This window comes from Mycobacterium sp. E1715 (assembly GCF_001667625.1).
GTDB lineage: Bacteria > Actinomycetota > Actinomycetes > Mycobacteriales > Mycobacteriaceae > Mycobacterium.
This window is the reverse complement of record NZ_LZJJ01000020.1, coordinates 1-23,225: the sequence shown is the minus strand read 5'-3', so window position 1 is coordinate 23,225 and position 23,225 is coordinate 1. Positions and strand designations below refer to the sequence as shown.

Annotated in this window: 24 protein-coding genes; 7 read left to right on the top strand and 17 right to left on the bottom strand. The window is 69.2% G+C overall.

Features of this window, described 5'->3' with window-relative positions; genetic code table 11:
• The 3 genes from A9X03_RS01125 to A9X03_RS01115 form a co-directional block, all read right to left on the bottom strand.
• Positions 1 to 854: carboxylesterase/lipase family protein (locus A9X03_RS01125; protein ID WP_156746437.1), on the bottom strand; the 854-nt coding region annotated here is incomplete at its 3' end.
• Positions 855 to 869: 15 nt separating this feature from the next.
• On the bottom strand, positions 870 to 1,667 hold the full coding sequence (locus A9X03_RS01120) for a dienelactone hydrolase family protein (protein WP_067748625.1): 798 nt from the start codon (positions 1,665 to 1,667) through the stop codon (positions 870 to 872).
• A 13-nt stretch (positions 1,668 to 1,680) separates the two neighbouring features.
• On the bottom strand, positions 1,681 to 2,367 hold the full coding sequence (locus A9X03_RS01115) for a DUF4245 domain-containing protein (RefSeq protein WP_068259278.1): 687 nt from the start codon (positions 2,365 to 2,367) through the stop codon (positions 1,681 to 1,683).
• 55 nt (positions 2,368 to 2,422) lie between these two features.
• Here A9X03_RS01115 and glpX point away from each other — a divergent pair, with 55 nt between their 5' ends.
• From glpX to A9X03_RS01100, 3 genes are read left to right on the top strand one after another with little or no spacing between them, the layout of a single operon-like run.
• A complete protein-coding gene (gene glpX, locus A9X03_RS01110; protein WP_067759136.1) occupies positions 2,423 to 3,475 on the top strand; it encodes a class II fructose-bisphosphatase in 1,053 nt (350 codons plus the stop codon).
• A gap of 25 nt (positions 3,476 to 3,500) precedes the next feature.
• Complete coding sequence (locus A9X03_RS01105; RefSeq protein ID WP_067759143.1) at positions 3,501 to 4,913, top strand: class II fumarate hydratase; 1,413 nt, start codon at positions 3,501 to 3,503, stop codon at positions 4,911 to 4,913.
• A gap of 15 nt (positions 4,914 to 4,928) precedes the next feature.
• Entirely contained in the window at positions 4,929 to 5,855 is a 927-nt protein-coding gene (locus tag A9X03_RS01100) for a hypothetical protein (RefSeq protein ID WP_067759151.1), read from the top strand.
• Positions 5,856 to 5,870: 15 nt separating this feature from the next.
• Here A9X03_RS01100 and A9X03_RS01095 read toward each other — a convergent pair whose 3' ends face one another.
• The 5 genes from A9X03_RS01095 to glyA all read right to left on the bottom strand — a co-directional run bounded on the left by A9X03_RS01095 (position 5,871) and on the right by glyA (position 12,042).
• Positions 5,871 to 7,310, bottom strand: coding sequence for an adenylate/guanylate cyclase domain-containing protein (locus A9X03_RS01095; RefSeq protein WP_231975319.1), 1,440 nt, complete (start codon positions 7,308 to 7,310; stop codon positions 5,871 to 5,873).
• Positions 7,311 to 7,410: 100 nt separating this feature from the next.
• Positions 7,411 to 8,286: a polysaccharide deacetylase family protein gene (locus tag A9X03_RS01090; protein WP_067759167.1), complete on the bottom strand. Its 876-nt coding sequence runs from the start codon at positions 8,284 to 8,286 to the stop codon at positions 7,411 to 7,413.
• Between the two features lie 41 nt (positions 8,287 to 8,327).
• Positions 8,328 to 9,629, bottom strand: coding sequence for a PhoH family protein (locus A9X03_RS01085; RefSeq protein ID WP_067759180.1), 1,302 nt, complete (start codon positions 9,627 to 9,629; stop codon positions 8,328 to 8,330).
• A 219-nt stretch (positions 9,630 to 9,848) separates the two neighbouring features.
• Complete coding sequence (locus A9X03_RS01080; protein ID WP_068259269.1) at positions 9,849 to 10,676, bottom strand: acyl-ACP desaturase; 828 nt, start codon at positions 10,674 to 10,676, stop codon at positions 9,849 to 9,851.
• A gap of 85 nt (positions 10,677 to 10,761) precedes the next feature.
• Positions 10,762 to 12,042: a serine hydroxymethyltransferase gene (gene glyA / locus A9X03_RS01075; RefSeq protein WP_067759186.1), complete on the bottom strand. Its 1,281-nt coding sequence runs from the start codon at positions 12,040 to 12,042 to the stop codon at positions 10,762 to 10,764.
• A gap of 113 nt (positions 12,043 to 12,155) precedes the next feature.
• Between glyA and coaA the strand changes: the two genes are divergently transcribed.
• Positions 12,156 to 13,094, top strand: a complete 939-nt coding sequence (coaA, locus tag A9X03_RS01070; protein ID WP_067759188.1) for a type I pantothenate kinase — start codon at positions 12,156 to 12,158, stop codon at positions 13,092 to 13,094.
• Positions 13,095 to 13,097: 3 nt separating this feature from the next.
• Here coaA and A9X03_RS01065 read toward each other — a convergent pair whose 3' ends face one another.
• The 3 genes from A9X03_RS01065 to A9X03_RS01055 all read right to left on the bottom strand — a co-directional run bounded on the left by A9X03_RS01065 (position 13,098) and on the right by A9X03_RS01055 (position 16,067).
• Positions 13,098 to 13,523: a hypothetical protein gene (locus A9X03_RS01065; protein WP_067759191.1), complete on the bottom strand. Its 426-nt coding sequence runs from the start codon at positions 13,521 to 13,523 to the stop codon at positions 13,098 to 13,100.
• A 340-nt stretch (positions 13,524 to 13,863) separates the two neighbouring features.
• Positions 13,864 to 15,234 (bottom strand): hypothetical protein, encoded by a 1,371-nt coding sequence (locus A9X03_RS01060; RefSeq protein ID WP_067779886.1) that lies wholly within the window; start codon positions 15,232 to 15,234, stop codon positions 13,864 to 13,866.
• A gap of 44 nt (positions 15,235 to 15,278) precedes the next feature.
• Positions 15,279 to 16,067 carry a (2Z,6E)-farnesyl diphosphate synthase gene (locus A9X03_RS01055; RefSeq protein ID WP_067302187.1) on the bottom strand — a complete coding sequence of 263 codons (789 nt, stop codon included), beginning with the start codon at positions 16,065 to 16,067 and terminating at the stop codon, positions 15,279 to 15,281.
• A 156-nt stretch (positions 16,068 to 16,223) separates the two neighbouring features.
• Between A9X03_RS01055 and A9X03_RS01050 the strand changes: the two genes are divergently transcribed.
• Complete coding sequence (locus A9X03_RS01050) at positions 16,224 to 16,991, top strand: hemolysin III family protein (protein WP_067759198.1); 768 nt, start codon at positions 16,224 to 16,226, stop codon at positions 16,989 to 16,991.
• Positions 16,992 to 16,996: 5 nt separating this feature from the next.
• Here the strand turns inward: A9X03_RS01050 and A9X03_RS01045 are convergent, their stop codons facing one another.
• Genes A9X03_RS01045 through mca form a run of 4 tightly spaced genes read right to left on the bottom strand, consistent with a single transcriptional unit; the run spans position 16,997 to position 20,547 of the window.
• Positions 16,997 to 17,368 carry a nuclear transport factor 2 family protein gene (locus A9X03_RS01045; RefSeq protein WP_067759205.1) on the bottom strand — a complete coding sequence of 124 codons (372 nt, stop codon included), beginning with the start codon at positions 17,366 to 17,368 and terminating at the stop codon, positions 16,997 to 16,999.
• A gap of 11 nt (positions 17,369 to 17,379) precedes the next feature.
• Positions 17,380 to 19,392 carry a thioredoxin domain-containing protein gene (locus tag A9X03_RS01040; RefSeq protein ID WP_068259267.1) on the bottom strand — a complete coding sequence of 671 codons (2,013 nt, stop codon included), beginning with the start codon at positions 19,390 to 19,392 and terminating at the stop codon, positions 17,380 to 17,382.
• Entirely contained in the window at positions 19,379 to 19,678 is a 300-nt protein-coding gene (locus tag A9X03_RS01035; protein WP_067779895.1) for a hypothetical protein, read from the bottom strand. The genes A9X03_RS01040 and A9X03_RS01035 overlap by 14 nt, the downstream gene beginning before the upstream one ends.
• The gene (gene mca / locus A9X03_RS01030) at positions 19,675 to 20,547 is read right to left on the bottom strand and encodes a mycothiol conjugate amidase Mca (protein ID WP_067779898.1); all 873 of its coding nucleotides are present in this window, start codon (positions 20,545 to 20,547) and stop codon (positions 19,675 to 19,677) included. Before mca ends, A9X03_RS01035 begins: the two co-directional genes overlap by 4 nt.
• 115 nt (positions 20,548 to 20,662) lie before the next feature.
• Between mca and A9X03_RS01025 the strand changes: the two genes are divergently transcribed.
• Together A9X03_RS01025 and greA are read left to right on the top strand one after the other, a co-directional pair.
• Complete coding sequence (locus tag A9X03_RS01025; RefSeq protein ID WP_067779901.1) at positions 20,663 to 21,088, top strand: DUF4307 domain-containing protein; 426 nt, start codon at positions 20,663 to 20,665, stop codon at positions 21,086 to 21,088.
• Between the two features lie 222 nt (positions 21,089 to 21,310).
• Positions 21,311 to 21,805 carry a transcription elongation factor GreA gene (gene greA / locus A9X03_RS01020; RefSeq protein WP_065442111.1) on the top strand — a complete coding sequence of 165 codons (495 nt, stop codon included), beginning with the start codon at positions 21,311 to 21,313 and terminating at the stop codon, positions 21,803 to 21,805.
• Between the two features lie 18 nt (positions 21,806 to 21,823).
• Here the strand turns inward: greA and A9X03_RS01015 are convergent, their stop codons facing one another.
• Entirely contained in the window at positions 21,824 to 22,984 is a 1,161-nt protein-coding gene (locus tag A9X03_RS01015; protein ID WP_067779904.1) for a cystathionine gamma-synthase, read from the bottom strand.
• A gap of 48 nt (positions 22,985 to 23,032) precedes the next feature.
• The coding region (locus A9X03_RS01010) for an RDD family protein (RefSeq protein WP_197695985.1) at positions 23,033 to 23,225 on the bottom strand (193 nt) is incomplete at its 5' end.

Genomic DNA, 23,225 nt, shown 5'->3' with positions numbered 1-23,225 from the left:
ATCGGGACGAACGCAAGGAGGCCGGGATTGCGCACCGGCACTTCGTCGAAGACCTCTTGGGATGCGGCAAGCAGCACCGCGGTCGGCACGTCGGGCAACCGGTCCGCGTCGACGTCAAGCCTGTCGAGGACGGTTTCTGCGACGCGTTCAGCCCGGCGCCGGTCGTATACCGACGTGGCCGGTGAACTCTGGGCGATCGCGCGGGCGAACAGTCCCTCGGCGGACGGGCTGGCGAGCAGGGTGGTCACGATCCCCGCGCCCGCGGATTCACCGAACAGCGTCACGTTGCGGGGATCACCGCCGAAGGCTGCGATGTTGTCACGCACCCAGCGCAGGGCAGCCAGCACGTCGCGCAGCCCGACGTTGGAGTCGAACCGCCGCCGCGACGTGGTGAACGACGACAAGTCCATGAAACCGAGCGCTCCCACCCGGTAGTTGACCGTGACCACGATGACCTCGCCACCGCCGACCAGCCGGCGCCCGTCGTACAGCGCCTGGCTGCCCGACCCCAGGACGTAAGCGCCCCCGTGCAGCCACACCATCACGGGCTTTCCGTCGCCCGGCTGCGTGCCGGACGATGCCCAGACGTTGAGCCGCAGGCAGTCTTCGCCCTGCGGCGCGCCCAGGTCGAGCGGCATGTTGGGGAAGACCGGCTGCGGGCACGCCGGCCCGTAGCGGGTGGCGTCGGCCACCTCGGTCCACCGTTCGGGGGGCTGCGGCGCCCGGAAACGCAGGGCGCCGACGGGCGGGGCGGCATACCGGATGCCCTTCCACGAGCTCACGCGGCCGTCATCGGCTCCGCGGACGGGACCGAAGGTGGTTTCGACCACGCGGTCTTGGGTGGTAGTCGTCATGCGTGTGGGGCTTTCCTAACCAAGGCGCTGGGTGAGGAACTCGACTACCCGCTTGCGGGCCTCGTACGCCGGCTGGCCGTCCACCTCGCGGACCTCGTCGGTCAGCACCGAATGCGCCATCCTGCCGAAACCGCCGACATTGCCCGGGCTGGAATCGATCTCGATCACCTCGAACGCGTCCCCGAGTCGCTCCTTGAGCACCGCGAAACGCTCGCGCGGCACGGCGCTGTCCTCACTGAACCGCAGACCCATCGCGCACAGGCCGTCGTTGGCGCAGCGATCGGCCACGGTGGCCAGTTCGGATTCGCTGAGGCCGGGATCGCGGCGCCGGGCCCGTCCCAGCGGCAAGGGTACCGAGGGCTGGGAAAGCACCGGGGCCAGGACGGCATCGTCGACGGCGACGGCCAGCGCGAAACCGCCGGTGAAGCATTGGCCGATCACGCCGACGCCCTTGCCCGGGGTCGACGCGTTGAGGTCACGGGCCAGCGCGCGCAGGAACATCGACACCGGCCGCTGCTTGTTCGTCGCGAAGGCCGCGAATTCCTTTGCCACACAAGCGCGGCTGATCGAGGAGGCGATGTAGCCGACCGTCTTGGCTTTGCCCGGCTCGCCGAACAGCGACGGCATCGCGACTGTGAAGCCGTTGTCCACGAGGTGATTGCCCAGGGCCAGCACACCGGGATGGATCCCGGGGATTTCGGGTATCAGCACGACGCCGGGGCCGCTGCCTTTGCGGTAGACGTCATGGGTGTAGCCGCCACCGGTGAACGGCGCCACCGACCATCCGGACAGATCCGCTTGGGGTGCAGTCACGCTCGGCCTTCCTTCAGCGCGCCGGTAACGGCGGTTGCGATTGCGTCGCCGAAGCCAGCGTACGGAATTGATCGGTGTCACCGGCACCGGTTATCGCAATCTGGGTGGCCCCGGACGGGCCGGTGAGCCGGGTGGTCCACACCGGCTCGGCGTCCGCCCCGCTTTGGCCGCCGCCGTTGTAGACGACCCAGGTGGTCCCGGCGACGTCGACCGTTCCGGCGGGATAGGCCGACCGGTGGATCGAGCCCACCAGTTTGTCCTCGTCGGCGTTGCTCTGGGTCAGGCTCAGATACATCCCGGTCGGGCTGATGTAGCCGACGATCGAGGTGGCCGCGTTCACCCGCTGGCCGGTCGCGGGGTCGGCGCGGCCGCCCTGGATCCCGCCCCGGCTGCCGGAGTTGGCCTGCCAGCCGGCGGGCAGCTTGGGCTGCCGGATCGGGAAGCCCAGCGTCGCGGCGTCGGCACGCAGGGCGCCCGACGCGTCGTAGGACGGGACCGCGCCCTGGTGACTGCCCAGCTGGAAGGAGCACATGCCCACCAGGCCGGCCAGCAAGATACAGCCGAGGACCAAGGGCATCAGCGACCAGAACATGTCGCGGCCGTCGTGCAGCAACCGCGGTTTGGCCGGCCTGGCAGCAGGTCCGGCCACCGGGGCCGGCTCGCCGGCTACCTCGGCATTCGGCGGCAGCTCTTCGGTCATCCCCCGAGTATCCCAGTTCCAGCAGACCGATCCGCTTCTGGGACAATCACCAACCATGACAGTTGAGGGCGACCGCCCGGCCGGGCGGCCACGTGGTGAAGCCCCGGACCGCAACCTGGCACTGGAACTGGTGCGCGTCACCGAGGCCGGGGCCATGGCCGCGGGCCGCTGGGTGGGCCGCGGTGACAAAGAGGGCGGCGACGGCGCGGCCGTCGACGCCATGCGTGAGCTGGTCAACACCGTGTCGATGCGCGGCGTGGTGGTCATCGGCGAGGGCGAGAAGGACCACGCGCCGATGCTCTACAACGGCGAGGAGGTCGGCAACGGCGACGGGCCGGACTGCGACTTCGCCGTCGACCCGATCGACGGCACCACCCTGATGAGCAAGGGCATGCCCAACGCCATCTCGGTGCTTGCGGTCGCCGACCGCGGCGCGATGTTCGACCCGTCGGCGGTGTTCTACATGAACAAGATCGCCGTCGGGCCCGAGGCCGCCAACGTGCTGGACATCACCGCGCCGATCGCCGAGAACATCAAGGCCGTCGCCAAGGTGAAGGCGCTCTCGGTGCGGGACATGACCGTGTGCATCCTGGACCGGCCGCGGCACGCGCAGCTGATCGAAGACGTCCGGCTGACCGGCGCCCGCATCCGGCTGATCACCGACGGGGATGTCGCGGGCGCGATCTCGGCCTGCCGGCCCGACTCGGGCACCGACATGCTGGCCGGGATCGGCGGCACCCCGGAAGGCATCATCGCCGCCGCCGCGATCCGGTGCATGGGGGGCGCCATCCAGGCGCAGCTGGCGCCGAAGGACGACGAGGAGCGCCAGAAGGCGATCAACGCCGGCCACGACGTCGATCGGGTGCTGACCACCGAGGACCTGGTGTCCGGGGAGAACGTCTTCTTCTGCGCCACCGGCGTCACCAGCGGCGACCTGCTCAAGGGCGTGCAGTACTACCCCGGCGGCTGCACCACGCAGTCGATCGTGATGCGGTCGAAGTCGGGCACCGTGCGCATGATCGAGGCCTACCACCGGCTCTCGAAACTCAACGAGTACTCCGCCATCGACTTCACCGGCGACAGCACTGCCGCCTATCCCCTGCCCTGACCGAAAACCAGCGAGGACGCAACCTATGGCCGATAGCGCCACCGACACCGAATACCGCATCGAGCACGACACCATGGGCGAGGTCCGGGTGCCCGCAAAGGCGTTGTGGCGCGCGCAGACCCAGCGTGCGGTGGAGAACTTCCCCATTTCGGGCCGCGGACTGGAGCGCACCCAGATCCGCGCGCTGGGCCTGTTGAAGGGCGCCTGCGCGCAGGTCAACAAGGACCTCGGGCTGCTGGCACCGGAGAAGGCGGACGCGATCATCGCCGCGGCGGCCGAGATCGCCGACGGCCGGCACGACGACCAATTCCCCATCGACGTCTTCCAGACCGGTTCGGGCACCAGCTCGAACATGAACACCAACGAGGTGATCGCGAGCATCGCGGCGGCCAACGGTGTCACGGTGCACCCCAACGACGACGTGAACATGTCGCAGTCGTCCAACGACACCTTCCCGACCGCGACTCACATCGCGGCGACCGAGGCCGCGGTGCGCCACCTGATCCCGGCGCTCGAGGTGCTGCACGAGGCGCTGGAGAGCAAGGCCCGCGAGTGGCAGACGGTGGTCAAGTCGGGCCGCACGCACCTGATGGACGCCGTCCCGGTGACGCTCGGCCAGGAGTTCAGCGGCTACGCCCGCCAGATCGAAGCCGGCATCGAGCGGGTGCGCGCCACGCTGCCGCGGCTGGGCGAGCTGGCGATCGGTGGCACCGCGGTGGGCACCGGCCTCAACGCCCCCGACGGTTTCGGCGCCAAGGTGGTCGAGACGTTGATCGCCTCCACGGGCCTCAACGAATTGCGCACGGCCACAAATTCTTTCGAGGCACAGGCCGCGCGCGACGGCCTGGTCGAGGCGTCCGGCGCGCTGCGCACCATCGCGGTGTCCTTGACCAAGATCGCCAACGACATCCGCTGGATGGGCTCGGGCCCGCTGACCGGCCTGGCCGAGATCCAGCTGCCGGACCTGCAGCCTGGTAGTTCGATCATGCCGGGCAAGGTGAATCCCGTTCTGCCCGAGGCGGTTACGCAGGTGGCCGCGCAGGTGATCGGCAACGACGCGGCCGTCGCCGTCGGCGGTCTGTCGGGCGCCTTCGAGCTCAACGTCTACATCCCGATGATGGCCCGCAACATCTTGGAATCGTTCAAGCTGCTGACCAACGTATCGAGGCTGTTCGCGGAGCGCTGCATCGTCGGGCTCAAGGCCAACGTCGACCACCTGCGGGAGCTGGCCGAGTCGTCGCCTTCTATCGTGACGCCGTTGAACTCGGCGATCGGCTACGAGGAGGCCGCCGCGGTGGCCAAGCAGGCGCTCAAGGAGCGCAAGACGATCCGCCAGACCGTGATCGACCGCGGGCTGATCGGCGACAAGCTTTCGGAGGAAGAACTCGACCGCCGCCTCGACGTCTTGGCGATGGCCAAGGTCAAGCCGGCGAAGTAGGCGGGTGTTGCAGCGATGACGACTCCGCCCGGCGGCCCCTACGGTCAGGGACCCTACGGAAACCCCTATGGGCAGCAACCCTATTGGGGCGGCCCGCCGCAGGGCGGCCCGCCGCAGGGCGGCCCGCAACCGTACCCGCCGACCGGTCCCTACCCGTACCCGCCCCAGGGCTATCCGCAACCGGGACAGCCATTCCCGCCCGGGCCGTATCCGCCGGGGCCGCCACCGCGCGGACCTGGCTCGAAGCTGCCCTGGCTGATCGTCGGTGGCCTCGTCATCCTGGCCGTCATCGCACTGGTGGCGACCCTGATCGTGATGCGGGGCGGCAGCCACGGCAAGTCCCCGACCGCTGCGCCCTCGACGTCCACCAGCACCAGCAGCCAACCGAGGGGCCAGCAGACCGCCACCGATTGCACCCCGAACGTCTCCGGCGGTGAGATGCCGCGGACCGACTCGATCACGGCCGGCAAGCTCTCGTTCCCGGCGAGCTCGGTGCCGCCCAACTGGACCGTGTTCTCCGACGACCAGAACCCGAACCTGATCGGCGCCGTCGGCGTCGCCCAGGAAGTGCCCGGGGCCAGCCAGTGGATGATGACGGCCGAGGTCGGCGTCACCAACTTCGTCGCCAGCATGGACGTCACCGCGCAGGCGTCGAAGCTGTTGCAGTGCATCGCCAACGGACCCGGCTACGCGAACGCGCAGCCCACACTCGGCCCGGTGAAGTCGTCGTCGATCACGGTCGACGGAACCAAGGCCGCCCGCGCCGACGCCGACATCACGATCGCCGACCCCACCCGCAACGTCAAGGGCGACTCGGTCACGGTGATCACCGTCGACACCAAGCCGGTCACCGCCTTCATCGGCAGCACCCCGATCGGTGACGCCGCGTCGGCGGGCATCATCGGCAAGATCATCGCCGCGCTCAAGGTGAACAAGTCCTGACGCGGTTCCGGCGCCCTACCTCGTCGGCGCCGAGACCTGGGTAGCTTCCGAGCGTCCCCGCAGGACGGTGGAATAGCACTCGGCCCAATGCGTTTGCTCGGCCTCGCCGGCCCGCTCGATTGCTCCCGCCGCACACAGAATCCGCCGGTCGGCGGTCTTGGCCAGATCGGCCAACCGCGCGGCCTCGTTGACCGCGTCGCCGATCACCGTGTACTCGTAACGGTTCTCCGCGCCGATGTTGCCGGCGAAGACCCGGCCCGCCGAGACGCCGATGCCGAAATCGACGGGCAGGCGCCGCAATTGGGTACCCAGGGCGCGGGCGGTCGCCAGTGCGGCGGACGCAGGCTCGCTGGTGGCCAACGGCACTCCGAAGACGGCCAGCGCGGCATCCCCCGCGAATTTGTTGATCAGCCCGTGGTGTTCGTCGACGGCGTCGACGACGATGCGGAAGAAATCGTTGAGGATTTCGGCAACCTCTTGGGGCGGAAGGTTTTCCGCCAGCTGCGTCGATCCCACCAGGTCGATGTAGAGAACCGCCGCCTCGACCACGTCTCCCGACAGCGAGGCGCCCTGGTTGATGGCGCGCTGGGCGACGTCGGCCCCGACGTGGCGCCCGAACAGGTCGCGCAACCGGTCTCGCTCCGCCAGCCCGGCCACCATGCGGTTGAAACCCGTTTGCAGTCGCCCGATCTGGGAGCGTTCGTAGGCCCCGACGTAGGTTTCCATGTGGCCGTGCTCGACCTCCGCCATCGCGTCGACGACCTCGCCGAGCGGATCCGAGATGGATCGTGACGTCAGGATCATGGTCGGCAGTCCCAGCACCAGCGCCGCCAGCGCGACCACCAGGATCGGTATATCCAGCGACGTCGACTTCTCGATCAGCCAGCCGTACGAACGGAGCACGACCAGCGTCGCGATCACCCCGATCGGGAAGGCGCTGCACAGGAACCACAGCAGCACCAGCCGCGCATACACGCCCGGCACGGTCATCCGCGGTTCGCAGCCGAGCGTGGCGGCGCGCATGATCGGCCGCAGGACGCGCTGCGCCAGCAGCATCGCCGTGCCGGCGGCCGCGGGTCCGCCCAGCAGCGCGCCCAGGGCGATGGGCAACAACAGCTGCGCCCCGCCGCGAAGATTGAGCAACATGAAGATGGTGCCGGTGACGGCCCAGGCCCCGAACAGGATTGTTGATTGGCGACCTGGCAGCTTCAGTGCCGCTTCCCGCTGCTCCTGGGTGGGCTCGGCCCCGGCGACAAACCAGCGCAGCGTCGGGGTCGCGCTCACGATGCCCGCCGCCGCGACGCCGGCGACGCCGAGCGTGACGAGCACCAACACCGCCGCCGTGTTGTTCTTCGCGAAGTCCGCATTCTCGCCGATGGAGGTGTGGCCCCGCAACGGGATCAAGATGGCGGCCGCCTCGATGACGGCCAGAAAGTAGGACAGGGAAAGATCCAACCCGTATTGAATGGCTAACCGACGGAGGGACTTTCGCTGCAATGCCGTGTGGGGGCCGGCGTTCCGAAGCCAGGCGGCCGTACGCGTCCCAACGCTTGTGCTAGGCACCGTTGTTGGGTCCGCCCGAGTTCTGGCCCGGGATGTCGGTGATCGGGAAATTGGGCATCGGCTTGGGCGACGGCGTGTTCGGCAGGGTGGGGATGTCGCTCGCCGGGATGTCGTGCAACTCGTTGGCGGGCGGCCCGTTCTCGCGGCTGCCGTAGCTGCTACCGGGCGTCCGCGGGCCGAGCAGTTCGCTGACCGTCACCATCCGGTAGCCGTTGGCCTTGAGCACCGGAAGGAATTGGTAGACCAGATCGACGGTGCTCGAGTAGGTGTTGTGGAACAACACCACCGAACCCGGCTTGATGTACGTCATCAGCATGTAGCGCGTCGCGGCCGTGTTCGAGTCGTTGGCCCAATCGAACGGGATGACATCCCAGAGGATTTCGGCGAGGCCGAACTTCGCCGCGGTCTGCCGCACCGCGTCGCTGGACAAGCCGCCCGCGGGGCGATACAACGTCGGCGTGCGCCCCGTCGCGGCGGTGATCGCGTCGTTGGCCTTGGCGAACTGGGGGGCGATGTCTTCCGGCGGGATGGTCGCCATGTTGGGGTGCTCCCACGTGTGGCTGCCGATCTCCATCCCCGCATCGGCGATCCGCTTGGCGCCCACCGGGTTGGCGGCGACCTTGTTGCCGATCAGGAAGAAGGTCGCCTTCGCGTCGTTGTCCTTCAGGATTTGCAGCAGCCGCTCGTCGAAGGGCCCGGGCCCGTCGTCGAACGTCAGCGCGACGCACTTGACCACCGAGCAGCTCAGGTTGTCGGCGCGGGTCACATGGCCGGTCAGCCCGCCGATGACCAGCACGGCGACGGCCGCGACGACACCGACCACCATGCGCCCATAGCGCCAGGCCTGGTTGTCGGGTCGTTTCGGCACCGTCGAAGTTTATCGAACGCGTGGCCAGGCGAAATGCGCCGTCACTGCGGGCCGGCGATCTCCTCGAGCATCTCGGTGACCAGCGCGGCGATCGGCGACCGCTCGCTGCGCAGCAGCGTGATGTGGGCGAACAGCGGGTGCCCCTTGAGCTTCTCGATCACCGCGGCGACCCCGTCGTGCCGGCCGACCCGCAGGTTGTCCCGCTGGGCGATGTCGTGCGTCAGCACCACCCGCGAACCGGCGCCCAGCCTGGACAGCACCGTCAGCAGGACGTTGCGCTCCAGCGACTGCGCCTCGTCGACGATCACGAACGAGTCGTGCAGTGAGCGGCCCCGGATGTGGGTCAGCGGCAGCACCTCGAGCATGCCCCGGGAGAGCACCTCCTCCAGCACCGCCGGGCTGGCCAGGCCCTCGAGCGTGTCGAAGACCGCCTGCGCCCAGGGGCCCATCTTCTCGCTCTCGCTGCCCGGCAGGTAGCCCAGCTCCTGGCCGCCGACGGCGTAGAGCGGGCGGAAGACCACCACCTTGCGCTGGGTCCGCCGTTCCAGCACCGCCTCCAGGCCGGCGCACAGCGCCAGCGCCGACTTGCCGGTGCCCGCCTTGCCGCCCAGCGACACGATGCCGACGGACTCGTCGAGCAGCAGGTCGAGCGCCACGCGCTGCTCGGCGGACCGGCCGCGCAGGCCGAACGCCTCGCGGTCGCCGCGCACCAACTGGACGCGCTTGTCCGCGTTCACCCGGCCCAGCGCGTGCGAGCTCCCGCCGAGAAGCCGAATGCCGGTGTGGCAGGGCAGGTCCCGCGCCTCGGCCAGGTCTATCTCACCCTCGGCGAACAGCGCGTCGATGTCCTCGGTCGCGGTCTCGATCTCGCGCATCCCCGACCATCCGGAGGCCACCACATCCTGCGCGTGATACTCGTCGGCGGCCAGGCCGACCGCGGCGGCCTTGACGCGAAGGGGAATGTCCTTGCTCACCAACGTGACTCGCCTGCCCTCGGCGGCGAGGTTGGCGGCGCAACTCAAGATCCGGCAGTCGTTGTTGTCGCTTCGGAACCCGGCGGGCAGCACCGCGGGATCGGTGTGGTTGAGCTCGACGTGCAGCGTACCGCCTTGCGCCCCAACGGGAATAGGCTGATCAAGCCGTCCGTGCACGAGCCGGAGATCGTCGAACAAACGCAACGCCTGACGGGCGAACCACCCCAACTCGTGGTGATGCCGTTTGGCCTCCAGTTCGCTGATCACCACCAGCGGGACCACCACCTCGTGCTCGGCGAACCGGCTACACGCCCAGGGGTCGGACAGCAGCACGGAGGTGTCGATCACGTAGGTCCGGATTTCGGTCACGTAGCGCTCCTCGAGCGGGGTAAGCCCGCGCGGACCCGCACAGGCATGTCGGCGGGAACTGCGGCACCAGGACCGGGGCCGGTCCTTCCGTTGTGATGACGGGAGGTGCCGCCCTGGCAGCTGAGCATGACGCTGACCATCGAGAACGACGCTACTCTCGTCGCCGCTTTGCAGCAGCGCAGGCGCGCCGAGGTCTAAGCGCTCACGCGCGAGAATCGGCTAGCTGATGACGAACTGCTTGAGGGCGGGCTCGTCGGCGACACCCCATGCGGTGATGCGATCCGAGATCGCCTGCCGCAGCTGCTGTTGGTCGAAGATGCCCGCATCGGCGACATTGCGCAGCTTGTCCTGATAGGAGTCGATGTCCGCGCCGGGCACCTGCAGGTCGGCGGCGCGGGCCGCGATGGCGGCAATCGTCTCGTCGCGGGTGTACTGCAGGCAGTGCTCGACGAGGTTGGAGAAGAACAGTTCGTGCCGACGCTCGTCGCGTGCGATGCGGTCGATGAGCCCGGCCAGGATGGGCTCTTCGAGCTTCGCGGCCAGGTTCTCGCAGAAGACGGCGTAGGTGCGCTCGGAGAAAGCCATGTGCACCAGGGTCTCGACCTGCGTGTAGGTGTCCGCACGGTAGCCCTTCATGACGTACTCGACCCGGGCCTCCTCGTTGGCGGTCGGGTCGACCTCACGGGTGACCACCAGGTATTCGCGCAGCGCGATGGCGTGCAGGTGCTCCTCGGCGGTCCACCGGCCCAGCCAGCGACCCCACCAGTCTTCGAGGATGAAGTGCTCGACGAGTTCGCGGTGGTGTCCGGCCAGGTTGTCCTTGAGCAGCAGCAGGATCTCGCAGGCGTCCGTGTACTCGCGGGGAAGCGTCGCGTCGGACGGCTGCCAGTCCCGTCCACCGAGGAAGGCGAAGTTTTCGCCGCGGTCGAACGGCACGTAGTCGTGGGCGAACCAGATTTCCTCGGTGTTGAGGTGGCGGTCCATGTTGGCCTCGCACACCGGCTCGAGTTCCAGGGTCAGCGCGTTAGCTACAGGTTTCTGTGCCATGCGGTTACTGTAACTCGCATACACAGGTTCGTGAAATCGCCCGGCCCGTGTCGTGACAACTGGTGACTTTGGTCCCTGATCCGCCTCAGCGGTCGACCAGCGTCCACTCCTCGAGGCCGTCGTACAGCGGAAAGTCACGGGCGAGGCGGGTCACCCGCTGGCGCAGGGCCGTCAGGTCGGCCGCGGTGCCCGCCGCCAGCGCCGTGGCGATGACGTCGGCGACCTCGGTGAACTCCGCATCCCCGAAGCCGCGGGTCGCCAGCGCGGGCGTCCCCACCCGCAGGCCCGAGGTCACCATCGGCGGCCGGGGGTCGTTGGGAACCGCGTTGCGGTTGACCGTGATGCCGATCTCGTGCAGCAGGTCCTCGGCGGCCTTGCCGTCGAGCGGGGAGTTGCGCAGGTCGACCAGCACGAGGTGGACGTCGGTGCCGCCGCTGACCACCGACACGCCGGCCTTGGTGACGTCGGGGGCCGTCAGCCGGTCCGCGATGATGCGGGCGCCCGACAGGGTGCGCTGCTGGCGGTCGGCGAACTCGGGGGTGCCGGCGATCTTGAGCGCGACGGCCTTGCCCGCGATGACGTGCATCAGCGGTCCGCCCTGCTGGCCGGGGAAGACCGCGGAGTTGATGGACTTCGCGTATTCCTGCTTGCCGAGGATCAGGCCGGAACGTGGGCCGCCGAGCGTCTTGTGCACCGTCGTGGACACCACGTCCGCGTGCGGCACCGGCGAGGGGTGCAGTCCGACGGCGACCAGGCCGGCGAAGTGCGCCATGTCCACCCACAGCTTGGCGCCGACCTCGTCGGCGATCGAGCGGAACGCCGCGAAGTCCAGGATCCGCGGGTAGGCGGACCATCCGGCGATGATGACCGCGGGGCGGAACTCGAGCGCCTTGGCCCGCACCGCGTCCATGTCGACCAGGTGGGTCGTGGGATCCACACCGTAGAAGCCGGTTTCGTAGAGCTTGCCGGAGAAGTTCAGCTTCATCCCGTGTGTCAGGTGACCACCGTTGGCCAGGTCGAGGCCCAGCAGGCGGTCCCCCGGGGTCATCAGCGCGTGCAGGACGGCGGCGTTGGCCTGCGCGCCCGAATGCGGCTGCACGTTGGCGAAGTCGGCCCCGAACAGCGCCTTGGCCCGGTCGCGGGCGATGTTCTCCACGACGTCGACGTACTCGCAGCCGCCGTAGTACCGCCGGCCGGGCAGCCCCTCGGCGTATTTGTTCGTGAGCACGCTGCCCTGGGCCTGCAGCACCGAGCGCGGCACGAAGTTCTCCGAGGCGATCATCTCCAGCGTGTCGCGCTGGCGGCCCAGCTCCTTGCCGAGCAGCTCGGCGATGTCGGGGTCGACCTCGGCGAGCGGGGAGGACATCACAGAGGTCGAGGGCCGGGCGTCGGGTGCAGCAGTCACGGCGCCAGTCTATCCAGCGACGGTTTAGCCAGCCCAGCCGTCGGGCGCGCGTCCGCCCCTGCAACACTTGCACCATGCCGCGGCTTAGCGAGCCGAGCCCCTATGTGGAGTTCGACCGAAAGCAATGGCGCGCGCTTCGCATGTCGACGCCGCTGGCCCTCACCGAAGAGGAATTGGTTGGCCTGCGCGGTCTCGGCGAGCAGCTTGACCTCCTCGAAGTGGAAGAGGTCTACCTGCCGCTGGCCCGGCTCATTCACCTTCAGGTCGCCGCCCGCCAGCGGCTGTTTGCCGCCACCGCGGAGTTCCTCGGCGAGCCGCAGCAAAATCCGGACCGGCCGGTGCCGTTCGTGATCGGCGTGGCCGGCAGTGTCGCGGTGGGCAAATCCACCACCGCCCGCGTGCTGCAGGCCCTGCTCGCCCGCTGGGATCACCACCCGAGGGTCGACCTGGTGACCACCGACGGCTTCCTGTACCCGAACGCCGAACTCGGCCGGCGAAACCTGATGCACCGCAAAGGTTTTCCGGAGAGCTACAACCGCAGGGCGCTGATGCGGTTCGTGACGTCGGTCAAGTCCGGCTCGGACTACGCGTGCGCGCCGGTCTACTCGCACCTGAAATACGACATCATTCCCGGGGCCAAGCACGTGGTCCGCCATCCCGACATCTTGATCCTGGAGGGCCTCAACGTGCTGCAGACCGGGCCGACCTTGATGGTGTCGGACCTGTTCGACTTCTCGCTGTACGTGGACGCCCGGATCGAGGACATCGAGCAGTGGTACGTGTCGCGGTTCCTGTCGTTGCGGGGCACCGCCTTCGCCGACCCCGAATCGCACTTCCACCACTACTCCGCGCTCAACGACACCAAGGCCGTCGCCGCGGCGCGCGAGATCTGGCGATCCATCAACCGTCCGAACCTGGTCGAGAACATCCTGCCCACGCGGCCCCGCGCCACCCTGGTGCTGCGCAAGGACGCCGACCATTCCATCAACCGGCTCCGGTTGCGCAAGCTCTAGCGGTCACGCCGTTTCGAGGCGGCGCACCCCCAGGTACTGCAGCCCGGCGAACGCCGCGGTGTACACGCCGACGGCCAGCGTGGCAGCGATCCCGGTGGCGGACAGCGGAAACACGCCCGCGGCCACGATCGCTGCCAGCGTGAACACGACGTTGGCCACGATGACGCCGATGCCAACGCGGCGCAGGTTCGGCGCCGCCGCAACGAGGAACACGGCCAAGCCGCTGAACACGAACAGGGCGCCGAGGCTGTACTCCTGCAACGACGTCAGGCCCGTCAGCGATGAAAGTGGGTCGGCGAGAAAGGCGATGGCCAAACCGCACAGTCCCGTGAGGGTGGCGTCGGCGCGCATGGCGAAACGCAACAGCGAGTCGGTCGCGTCGTACAGGGGTCGGGTCGCCAGACCGGGTGCGCCAGATGCATACATCATGTGATTACTCCTCGCGATGGCGATTGGGGGTCGAACATCAGCGTGCCGCCGGCCCACTGCCATATCGACTCGTGGCACTGCCAACTACTGCCACGCATACACAGACCAGCGAGTTCACTCGGCTATTCCCGTTTGCGGTCCCGAATCCCGATTGTTATTCGACAGACGCCAGCCTGGCGCTCAGCAGCCCCAGCAGTCACACATTTTCGGGGACACGCGGTGTACCCGCCTCAGCGCGACAGTCGCGCCTCCGGCGGGTGTCCGACCGCGGTGTCGCTGCGAGCCGGGCACGACGCCGCCCACGCCGGTGACTGAAGTCACGGACGCCGGGGTCGAGCGGCTAGTCGCTGGTCACGGGGACCCGGGCCCGCAGGTCCGCGGCGATCAACCGGGCGGCGGCGTTCTGCCAGTTGTGCAGCGAGCGTTGCGGCACGTCGGTCACCAACCACTGCCAGGCCTGCCGGGCGATCGGATCCAGTCCCGCAGCGGTGGCGTTCTGCGCGTAGGCGCGCACCCCGACGACGTAGGGGAAGTACAGCGAGTTGTAGTGCCGCCACTGCTCGGTGGTCCCGAAGTCGCCGGCGTCGCGCGGTTTGAGCCGCCCGATCGCCTCGGCGAGAACCGCCTTGAGCTCGTTGGCCCGCTCCAGCGGATGGTCGGGTGCGCCCCGCGCGGCGAGCCGCTCGTCGATGACGGGCAGCGCGGTCAACGGGCTGGCGACCAGTTTGCTCAGGTCGGCGTAGTGCGTCAGGGCCCGGCGGGTGAGCCTGGCGAACGTGGCGTCGTCGACGTGGTTGAGCGGATCCACCGACCGCAGCGGCAGCGCCGCGCCGGTGTTGCGCAGCGCCGCCCGATCCTCGCGCAGCGCAGGCGATTTCGAGAACGCCAGCCGGTCGAGAACCCCTGCCAGCGGATCCGCGAGCACCTGCACGGCGATCGCGACGGCCAGGCTGGTGAACAGCAGCACGGTGAGCGCGGTCTGCGCGGCGCGGTCGTCGCGCGTCAGCGCCAGGCCGATCAGCGCCTGGGCGCCGAAGAGCACCGCCACCGCCACCGAGCCGGCGAACGAGCGGAGCATGTCGGCGCGCAACGCCTGGCCCTCGTCGAACGCGTCCCACAGGGCCACGGCGATCCCGAGGGAGAGGACGTCGAGGCTCGTCGATGCGAGCGCAACCCAGCTGGGCACCAGGCCCAGCGGAATGATCAGGATGGCGTTGCCCAGCGCGAAGAACAGGGTCGCGACGACGGCGAGCCCGACGGCCGACCGCGGCCGGCGGGGCTGCCGCAACGCGACCGCCATCGCGCCGAAGGTGGACACCGAGATCACCGCGAACATCACCCAGTGGCCCGTGCGCAGCGGCCCGTCGACACTGCCGGCCAGCATTGCCCCGACCAGCGTCAGCGCCGCGACCCCGGCGACCAGCAGCACCTCTCGGGTGCGCGCCCTCGAACCGTCGCTGGGCCGGCACAGCTCGACGAGCACCGCGAACCACGCCACACCGGGGATCGCCACCAGGTAGATCTCGACGCGGGCGAGCAGGTGCGCGTACGCCGGGCTGACGGTCCGCACGCCGTCCAGCCCCACCACGAACGCGAAGCCGCACAGCCCGATCGCCGCCAACACCAGAACCGGCTTACGTGGATCGCGAGCCAGCAGGTACAACCCGAGCCAGCCGCTCAGCGTGAACACCACCGCCGACAGCGCAGCCATGAACCTAGTTTGTCACGGAGTCGAACGACCGCTAAGCCCCTCGGCTACTTGCCGTACCGGCGGTGCCGCTGGCTGTAGTCGCGCAGCGCACGCAGGAAATCGACCCGGCGGAATGCGGGCCAGTGCGCCTCCGTGAACCACATCTCCGAATACGCGCTCTGCCACAGCAGGAACCCGGAGAGGCGTTGTTCCCCCGACGTGCGGATGACCAGGTCGGGATCGGGTTGCCCGGAGGTGTACAGGTTTTCGGAGATGCCGTCGACGGTCACCGCGTCGATGAGCTCCTCGGCGGACGCACCGTTGGCGAGCTCCTTGCTCAGCAGCGCCCGCACCGCGTCGACGATCTCGCGACGGCCGCCGTAACCCACCGCGACGTTGACGTGGAACGGCGCCACGACGGGCGTCGACTCCACCGCGCCGCGCAGCCGCCGGGCCGGTTCCTCGCCGAGCAACTCCAGATCGCCGACGGTGCGCACGCTCCAGCGGTTGGCCGGCGCGCAGATCTCCTCGACGACATCGGTGATGATCTCGATCAGACCGGCCAGTTCCTCGGGATCGCGCTGCAGGTTCTCCGTGGACAGCAGGTAGACCGTGGTCATCTCGATGCCGGCCTCCTGGCACCAGCGCAGCATCTCGGCGATCTTCGCGGCGCCCATGCGGTAGCCGTAGCTGACGTCGGCGTAGCCGGCGTCGCGGGCCCACCGCCGGTTGCCGTCGCACAGGACCGCGATGTGGCGGGGCAGGTCGGATTTGGACGACGCCAGACCCTGCCGCAGCCGCAGCTCGTAGACGCGATACAGCGGCTCTTTGAGACGCGGCGGGATAATTTCCACGGAGACTCAGCCTACTGTGAGCTACACCAAATTCCCCCCTGCTGATCCGGCGATCTCACCGCGATGCGAACACCCCTCCGCGGCGGTTGCCGATTACTGTGGCGGGTAAGCAGCCACTGGCAGTTTCCCGACCTGCACGACGAGGCCCCAGGAGATATGAGTAGCCAGACGAGCACACCCGCCACCCCAGAGCGCGGAGCCGAGGCGATCACGCCGGGCAATACGGTCGAACAGCTTGTCGAAGGCGCGGCCAGCGTCCTCACCAAGCCCCGCATGCGCGGCTGGATCCACTTCGTCTCCGCCTGGCTGGCGATCATCACCGGCGCCACCCTGGTCTCGGTGTCGTGGGCCGCGTCCTCGCCGCGCGCAGGGCACTCGACGCTGGTCTACGCGGCGGCCACGGTGGCGATGTTCGCCGTCAGCGCCACCTACCACCGGGTGCAGTGGAAGTCGGCGGCCGCCCGCAACCTGATGAAGCGGCTCGACCACTCGATGATCTTCGTGTTCATCGCCGGCAGCTACACACCGTTCGCCCGCCTGGCCATGCCGCAGCAAACCGGGATGGAGGTGCTGTGGATCGTCTGGGGCGGCGCGGTGGCGGGCATCCTGCTCAAGGTGTGCTGGCCGTCGGCGCCGCGCTGGCTGGGCGTGCCGCTGTACATCGTGCTGGGCTGGGTGGCCGTGTGGTACTGCCCGACCATCCTGCACAAGGCCGGGGTGGCTGCGATGGTGCTGCTGGCCGTCGGCGGCGTGTTCTACAGCGTCGGCGGCATCTTCTACGCGCTGCGCTGGCCCGACCCGTGGCCCAGCACGTTCGGCTACCACGAGTTCTTCCACGCTTTCACCGCCGTAGCGGCGATCCTGCACTACATCGCCATGTGGTTCGCGGTGTTCTACGTCGGCAACCAGGCGTGGCTGCACTGAGCCGGCTAGGAGTGGGTGACGTCGGCCGCTGACCAGTAGGCCTTCATGTGGGCGACCTTGCCGTCCTCGTCGAACGCCATCACGTCGATCGGCTCGATCACCATGCGGTGCTCCCCGGCGGTGATCGTGAGGCGGAAATGGAAGGCCGCCTCGTTGCCGGCCACCCGCAGCGTCACCAACTCGCACTCGCGCTGGACGTCGTTGACCGCGGAGTAGAAGCCGTGGATCGCCTGGCGCCCGATGTGCACCTCGCCGCCGACGGGATCCTCGACCGTGGCGTCATCGGCGTAGAGCTCGACCAGTTCGTCGGCGCCGCCCTTGGCGACCAGTTCGATGTAGCGGTTGACCGTGTCGGTGATCTGTTCGGCGCTCGGCATGAAACGTCACGCTACCGTGGCGCCGCCAGCGCCTCCGCGAGGTCTTCGGCGGTGGTGACCGGCAGGTCGCACACGCGGCCGCGGCACACGTAGGCGGCGTCGGCGGCGGCCACCCGGTCGCGGCCGGCCAGCAGCGCCGACGAGTCCTTTTCGCCGCCCACGACGATCGCCCCGCCGGGCGCCAACCGTCGCGCCTCGGCCAGCAGCGGCGACCGCGACGGATCGCAGGCGACGGCGATCTGCAGCGGACCCCGGATGGCGGCTTCGGCGACCGCCAGCCAGTGGCCCGCCGAGCGCGGCGCGCGCTCGAGCAACAGCGAATGCGCGCCGAGCGCCTCGCCCGCCGCACGCAGGTACCGCTCCGCGCGCTCCCCCTCAACCAGGTGCGCCGCGGTCAGCAGCGCCTCGGTGATCGAGGACGCGCCGGACGGGGTCGCGCCGTCCAGCGGGTCGGCGGGCCGCACCATCAGCCGCTCGGCGTCGTCGGCGGTGTCGAACCAGCGACCCGGTTGCTCCGGGTCGGCGAAGTGCCGCAGCGCGGTGTCGAGCAGCTCGGTCGCGGCGGTCAGCCACCCGGCGTCGGCGTCCAGCTGATGGAGCGCGAGCAGGCCGGTGGCCAGCGTCGCGTGATCCTCGAGGATGGCGGCGCTGTCGCCGACCACGCCGCCGAGGCTGGCCCGCCGCAGCCGCCCGTCGACGAGGTGCGAGCCCAGCAGCGCGGTCGCGCAGTTCCGCGCGGCGCGGGCGAGTTCGGGGTCGTCCAATGCGACGGCGGCTTCGGCCAGCGCGGTGATCGCCAGGCCGTTCCAGGACGTGACGACCTTGTCGTCACGCCCGGGTTGGGGTCGGGCCAGGCGGGCGGTCAGCAGGGCGGCCCGCACCCGCTCCAGCCGTTGCGGGTCGTCAGGATCGGCGGGTGCTTGCAGCACCGAAGTTCCGTGTTCGAACGTGCCGGTCGCGTTGACCGCGAAAAACATTGCGGCCCAAGGGCCATCGTCGGGGCCGAGCGCCTCGGTCAGCTGCTCGGGCGTCCACACGTACGTCGAGCCCTCGCGGCCGTCGGCGTCGGCGTCCAGCGACGACGTGAACACGGCGCCGTCGGCCAGGTCGTCGAGCAGAAACCGCGCCGTCTGGGCGGCGACCCGGCGCGCCAACGGGTCCCCGGTGCGCCGGGCCCAGTGCGCGTAGGCGCGCAGCAGCAACGCGTTGTCGTACAGCATCTTCTCGAAATGCGGCACCACCCAGGCGTTGTCGACGCTGTAGCGGGCGAAGCCGCCGGCGAGCTGGTCGTAGATGCCGCCGCGGGCCATCGCCGTGCCGGTGCGCGCGACCGCATCCAGCGCCGCCTGGGATCCGGTGCGTTCGTAGTTGCGCAGCAGCGCCTCGAGAATCGCCGACGGCGGGAATTTGGGTGCGCCGCCGAAGCCGCCGCGTGCGGTGTCCTGGTCGTGGAGCACCGCGGCCACCGCGTGGTCACACAGCGCGGGCGCGACGTCCGGGCCGCCGGAGGGCAGGCCCGCCGACATCGCACGCAGCTCGCCGGCGATGGCGTCGGACGCCTCCTCCACCTCGCCGCGGCGCTGGCGCCAGGTGGCGGATACGGCCGAAAGAAGTTGCAGAAAGCCATCTTTCGGGTAGTAAGTGCCGCAGAAGAACGGCCGTCCGTCCGGCGTCAGGAAACACGTCATCGGCCAACCCCCGTGCCCGGTCAGCGCGACGGTGGCGTTCATGTAGACGGCGTCGAGATCCGGGCGCTCCTCCCGATCGACTTTGATGCAGACGAATCCGGAGTTCATGGCGGCGGCCACCTCGTCGTCCTCGAACGATTCGTGGGCCATGACGTGACACCAGTGGCAGGCCGCGTAGCCGATGGAAAGCAGGATCGGCACGTCGCGCTCGGCCGCGGCCGCCAGGGCCTGCGGGGTCCACTGCTGCCAGTGCACCGGGTTGTCGGCGTGCTGGCGCAAATATGGGCTGGTGGCCAGCCCGAGGGTGTTGGTCGTAGCGGCGTCAGCCCGGCTCATCGCCCGGTCCCGGGGGCCGCTGCGATCCCTTGGCCTGGTCCGGCGGCTGTCCGTCGGCGCCGTCGACCCCTTCGGTCCTCTCGTCGGCGGCCTGGTCGGGCTCGGGGTCAAACGACTTGGGCACCTTCTTGAGCTGCCGGTTCATCGACCGCAGCAGCAACAGCGTGGCGATCAGCAGCAACACGACGATCAGCAGCCCGATCGGGCTGGCCTTGCCGAAATCGGGCCCGGTGTGCTGCGGCGCGCCGTCCGCCAGCGCGCTCGCCATCAGAAGAACGTGGTTCACCCGTCACTCTCGATTCCGGCGAACAGGTCGTCCTCGGGCAGCCGGACGGGGACGCGCGAGCGCGCGAGCTCGAATTCCTCCGTCGGCCACAGCCGCTGCTGCCATTCGATGGGCGCGGCGAAGAAGTCGTGCTCGGGGTCGATCTGGGTGGTGTGGGCCCGCAGCGCGTCATCACGCTGGCTGAAGTACTTCGAGCACTCGACGCGCGTCGTCACCCGGGACTCGAAGGGGTCGTGCGCGGCGTCCCAATGCTCGAGCCACTTCTTGAACGGGGGTTCCTGGCCGTGCTTGACGGCTTCGTCGTGCAGCAACTGCATCCGGGCCCGCAGGAACCCGTGGATGTAGTAGAGCTTGGACACCGTCCACGGCTCGCCCGCATCGGGAAAACGCCGATAGTCGCCGGCCGCCTCGAAGGCGCCGACCGAAACCTGGTGGCAGCGAATGTGATCGGGGTGCGGGTAGCCGCCGTTCTCGTCGTAGGTGGTGATCACGTGCGGGCGGAACTCGCGAACGACGCGGACCAACGCCTCGACCGACTCCTCCAGCGGCACCAGCGCGAAGCATCCTTCCGGCAGCGGGGGCGGCGGGTCCCCCTGCGGCAAGCCGGAGTCGACGAAGCCGAGCCAGGTGTGCTCGACACCGAGGATCTCGGCGGCCTTCGCCATCTCGTCACGGCGGATCTCGGCGATGTGGCCGTGCACCTCGGGCAGGTCCATCGCCGGGTTGAGAATGTCGCCGCGTTCACCACCGGTCAGCGTCACCACCAGCACCCGGTGCCCCTCGTCGGCGTACCGGGCGAGGGTGGCGGCGCCCTTGCTGGACTCGTCGTCGGGGTGGGCGTGCACCGCCATCAACCGCAGCTCGCTCACGTGCCCCCTTGTCGGTCAACTGGTCGCCGGTTGCGAACCTATAATTCCAGTTCTTCAGATCGTTGCATGCTGCCGGCCACCGCCCGGCAGCCGACCATCCAGGCATACCCACCAGATGACCGAAACTTCCGCCTCCCGCCCGGAGAGCCGCTACGGGCGCTCCCGGGTGCGCCGGCGCTGGGTCATCGTCGGCCTCGGCGCGCTGGTGGTCGCCGCCGGCCTGGTGATCGCCGTCGTCGGCTACCACCGGCTGGGCACCAGCGCCGTGACGGGCACGCTGGCCGGCTATCGGCTGGTCGACGACCAGACCGCGTCGGTAACGATCAGCGTGACGCGATCCGATCCGTCGCGGCCGGTGGACTGCATCGTGCGGGTCCGGGCCAAGGACGGCAGCGAGACGGGCCGCCGGGAGGTGCTGGTGCCTCCGTCCGAGGCGGCCACGGTGCAGCTGACCACCACGGTGAAGTCCAGCAAACCGCCCGTGATGGCCGACATCTACGGGTGCGGAACCGACGTGCCCGCCTATCTGCGGCCGGCGTGAGCCCCCGGACAACAGCCGAACTGCGAATTTGGGGTCATCAATTGTTTGCGCGGTGGTAACATGGGTGAATGCACGGTTCCTGATGGGACCGTGTATTGCTGCATTAAGGCCGTGAGCACAACGGATCGGCAGCACTCGGGGAGAGAACCCGGATACCTCCGGCGGTGGGGTTTAACAGGCTTACGCGGTTTCGCGGAACGACAACACGAGGAGCACGACGAGATGACGGACACTTCGGTGACGTGGCTGACCCAGGAGTCACATGACCGGCTGAAGGCGGAGCTCGATCAATTGATCGCGAATCGTCCGGTCATCGCCGCGGAGATCAACGACCGCCGGGAAGAAGGCGACCTGCGCGAGAACGGCGGCTACCACGCCGCCCGTGAGGAGCAGGGCCAGCAGGAGGCCCGCATCCGTCAGCTGCAGGACCTGCTCAACAACGCCAAGGTCGGCGAAGCGCCCAAGCAGTCCGGTGTCGCATTGCCCGGTTCGGTGGTGAAGGTCTACTACAACGGCGACAAGTCGGACAGTGAGACCTTCCTGATCGCCACCCGCCAGGAGGGCGTCAACGACGGCAAGCTCGAGGTGTACTCGCCCAACTCACCGCTGGGCGGAGCCCTGATCGACGCCAAGGTGGGCGAGACCCGCAGCTACGTGGTGCCCAACGGCAACACCGTCGAGGTCACGCTCGTCAGCGCGGAGCCGTACCACTCGTAGGCGCCGTCGGGGCGCTGGTCAGCCGAGGGCCTGCTCGAGGTCGGCCAGCAGGTCCGCCTCGTCTTCGATGCCGACCGACAGCCGCACCAGGTCGTCGGGCACTTCCAGTTGGGAACCGGCCGTCGACGCGTGCGTCATGGCGCTGGGGTGCTCGATCAGCGACTCGACCCCCCCGAGCGATTCGGCCAGGATGAACACCTCGGTGCGGGCGCACAGATCCCGCGCGGCCTGCCGGCCGCCCCGCATGCGCACCGACACCATGCCGCCGAACCCGCGCATCTGCCGGGCGGCGACCTCGTGCCCGGGATGGCCCGGCAGGCCGGGATACAGCACGGCGCTCACCGCCGGGTGCCCGGCGAGGTATTCGGCTACGGCCGAGGCGTTTTCGCTGTGCCGCTGCATCCGCAGCACCAAGGTCTTCAGCCCGCGCATGGTCAGGTAGGCGTCGAACGGGCCGGGCACCGCCCCGGCTCCGTTCTGCAGGAACGCGAAAGCCACGTCCAGCTCGGCGTCGTTGGTGATCAGCGCGCCGCCCACCACGTCGGAGTGGCCACCGATGTACTTGGTGGTCGAATGCAGCACCACGTCGGCGCCCAGCGTCAGCGGCTGCTGCAGCGCAGGTGAGGCAAAAGTGTTGTCCACCAACACCTTTGACGAGTACTGCTGACCGACTTCGGCGAGGGCCGCGATGTCGGCGATGGACAGCAGCGGGTTGGTCGGCGTCTCCACCCAGATCAGGCGGGTCTGCGGCGTGATGGCCGCGCGGACGGCGTCGAGGTCGGACAGCGCGACCGGCGTGTAGTGAACGCCCCACTGCGTGAACACCTTGTCGATCAGCCGGAAGGTGCCGCCGTAGGCGTCGTTGGGGATGATCACGTGGTCGCCGGGCCGCAGCATCGCCCGCAGGGCGCAATCGGTGGCGGCCATGCCCGAGGCGAACGCCCGCCCGTGGCCGCCTTCTTCGACCGCCGCGAGCGAGGCCTCCAGCGCGGCGCGCGTCGGGTTTCCGGTGCGCGCGTATTCGAATCCTCCGCGCAGCGTGCCGACGCCGTCCTGGGCGAAGGTGCTGCTGGCGTAGATCGGAGCGTTGACCGCCCCGGTCGCCGGGTCCGGCCGGTAGCCGGCGTGAATCGCTTTGGTGGCGAGTCCGGTGAAGTGTCCGGTGCGGTCGGCGCTCATCGACGATCAGCCTAGGCGACGGCCGCCCCGGCTACCGCGCCCGCACGACTAGCCCGGCAGCTGCTCGGTTCCGTCGGACGGCAGGCAGACGGTCGTCATGATCTTGTCCGCCAGCGTTTGCCGCTTCGAATCCCACAGCGGGAAAAGGAAACCGATGAAGCAGATGATCGCGTCGACGAAGTGCGCCAGGGAACGCACCACCGACATCCCGAAACCGATGGGCTGGCCGGTGACCTCGCTG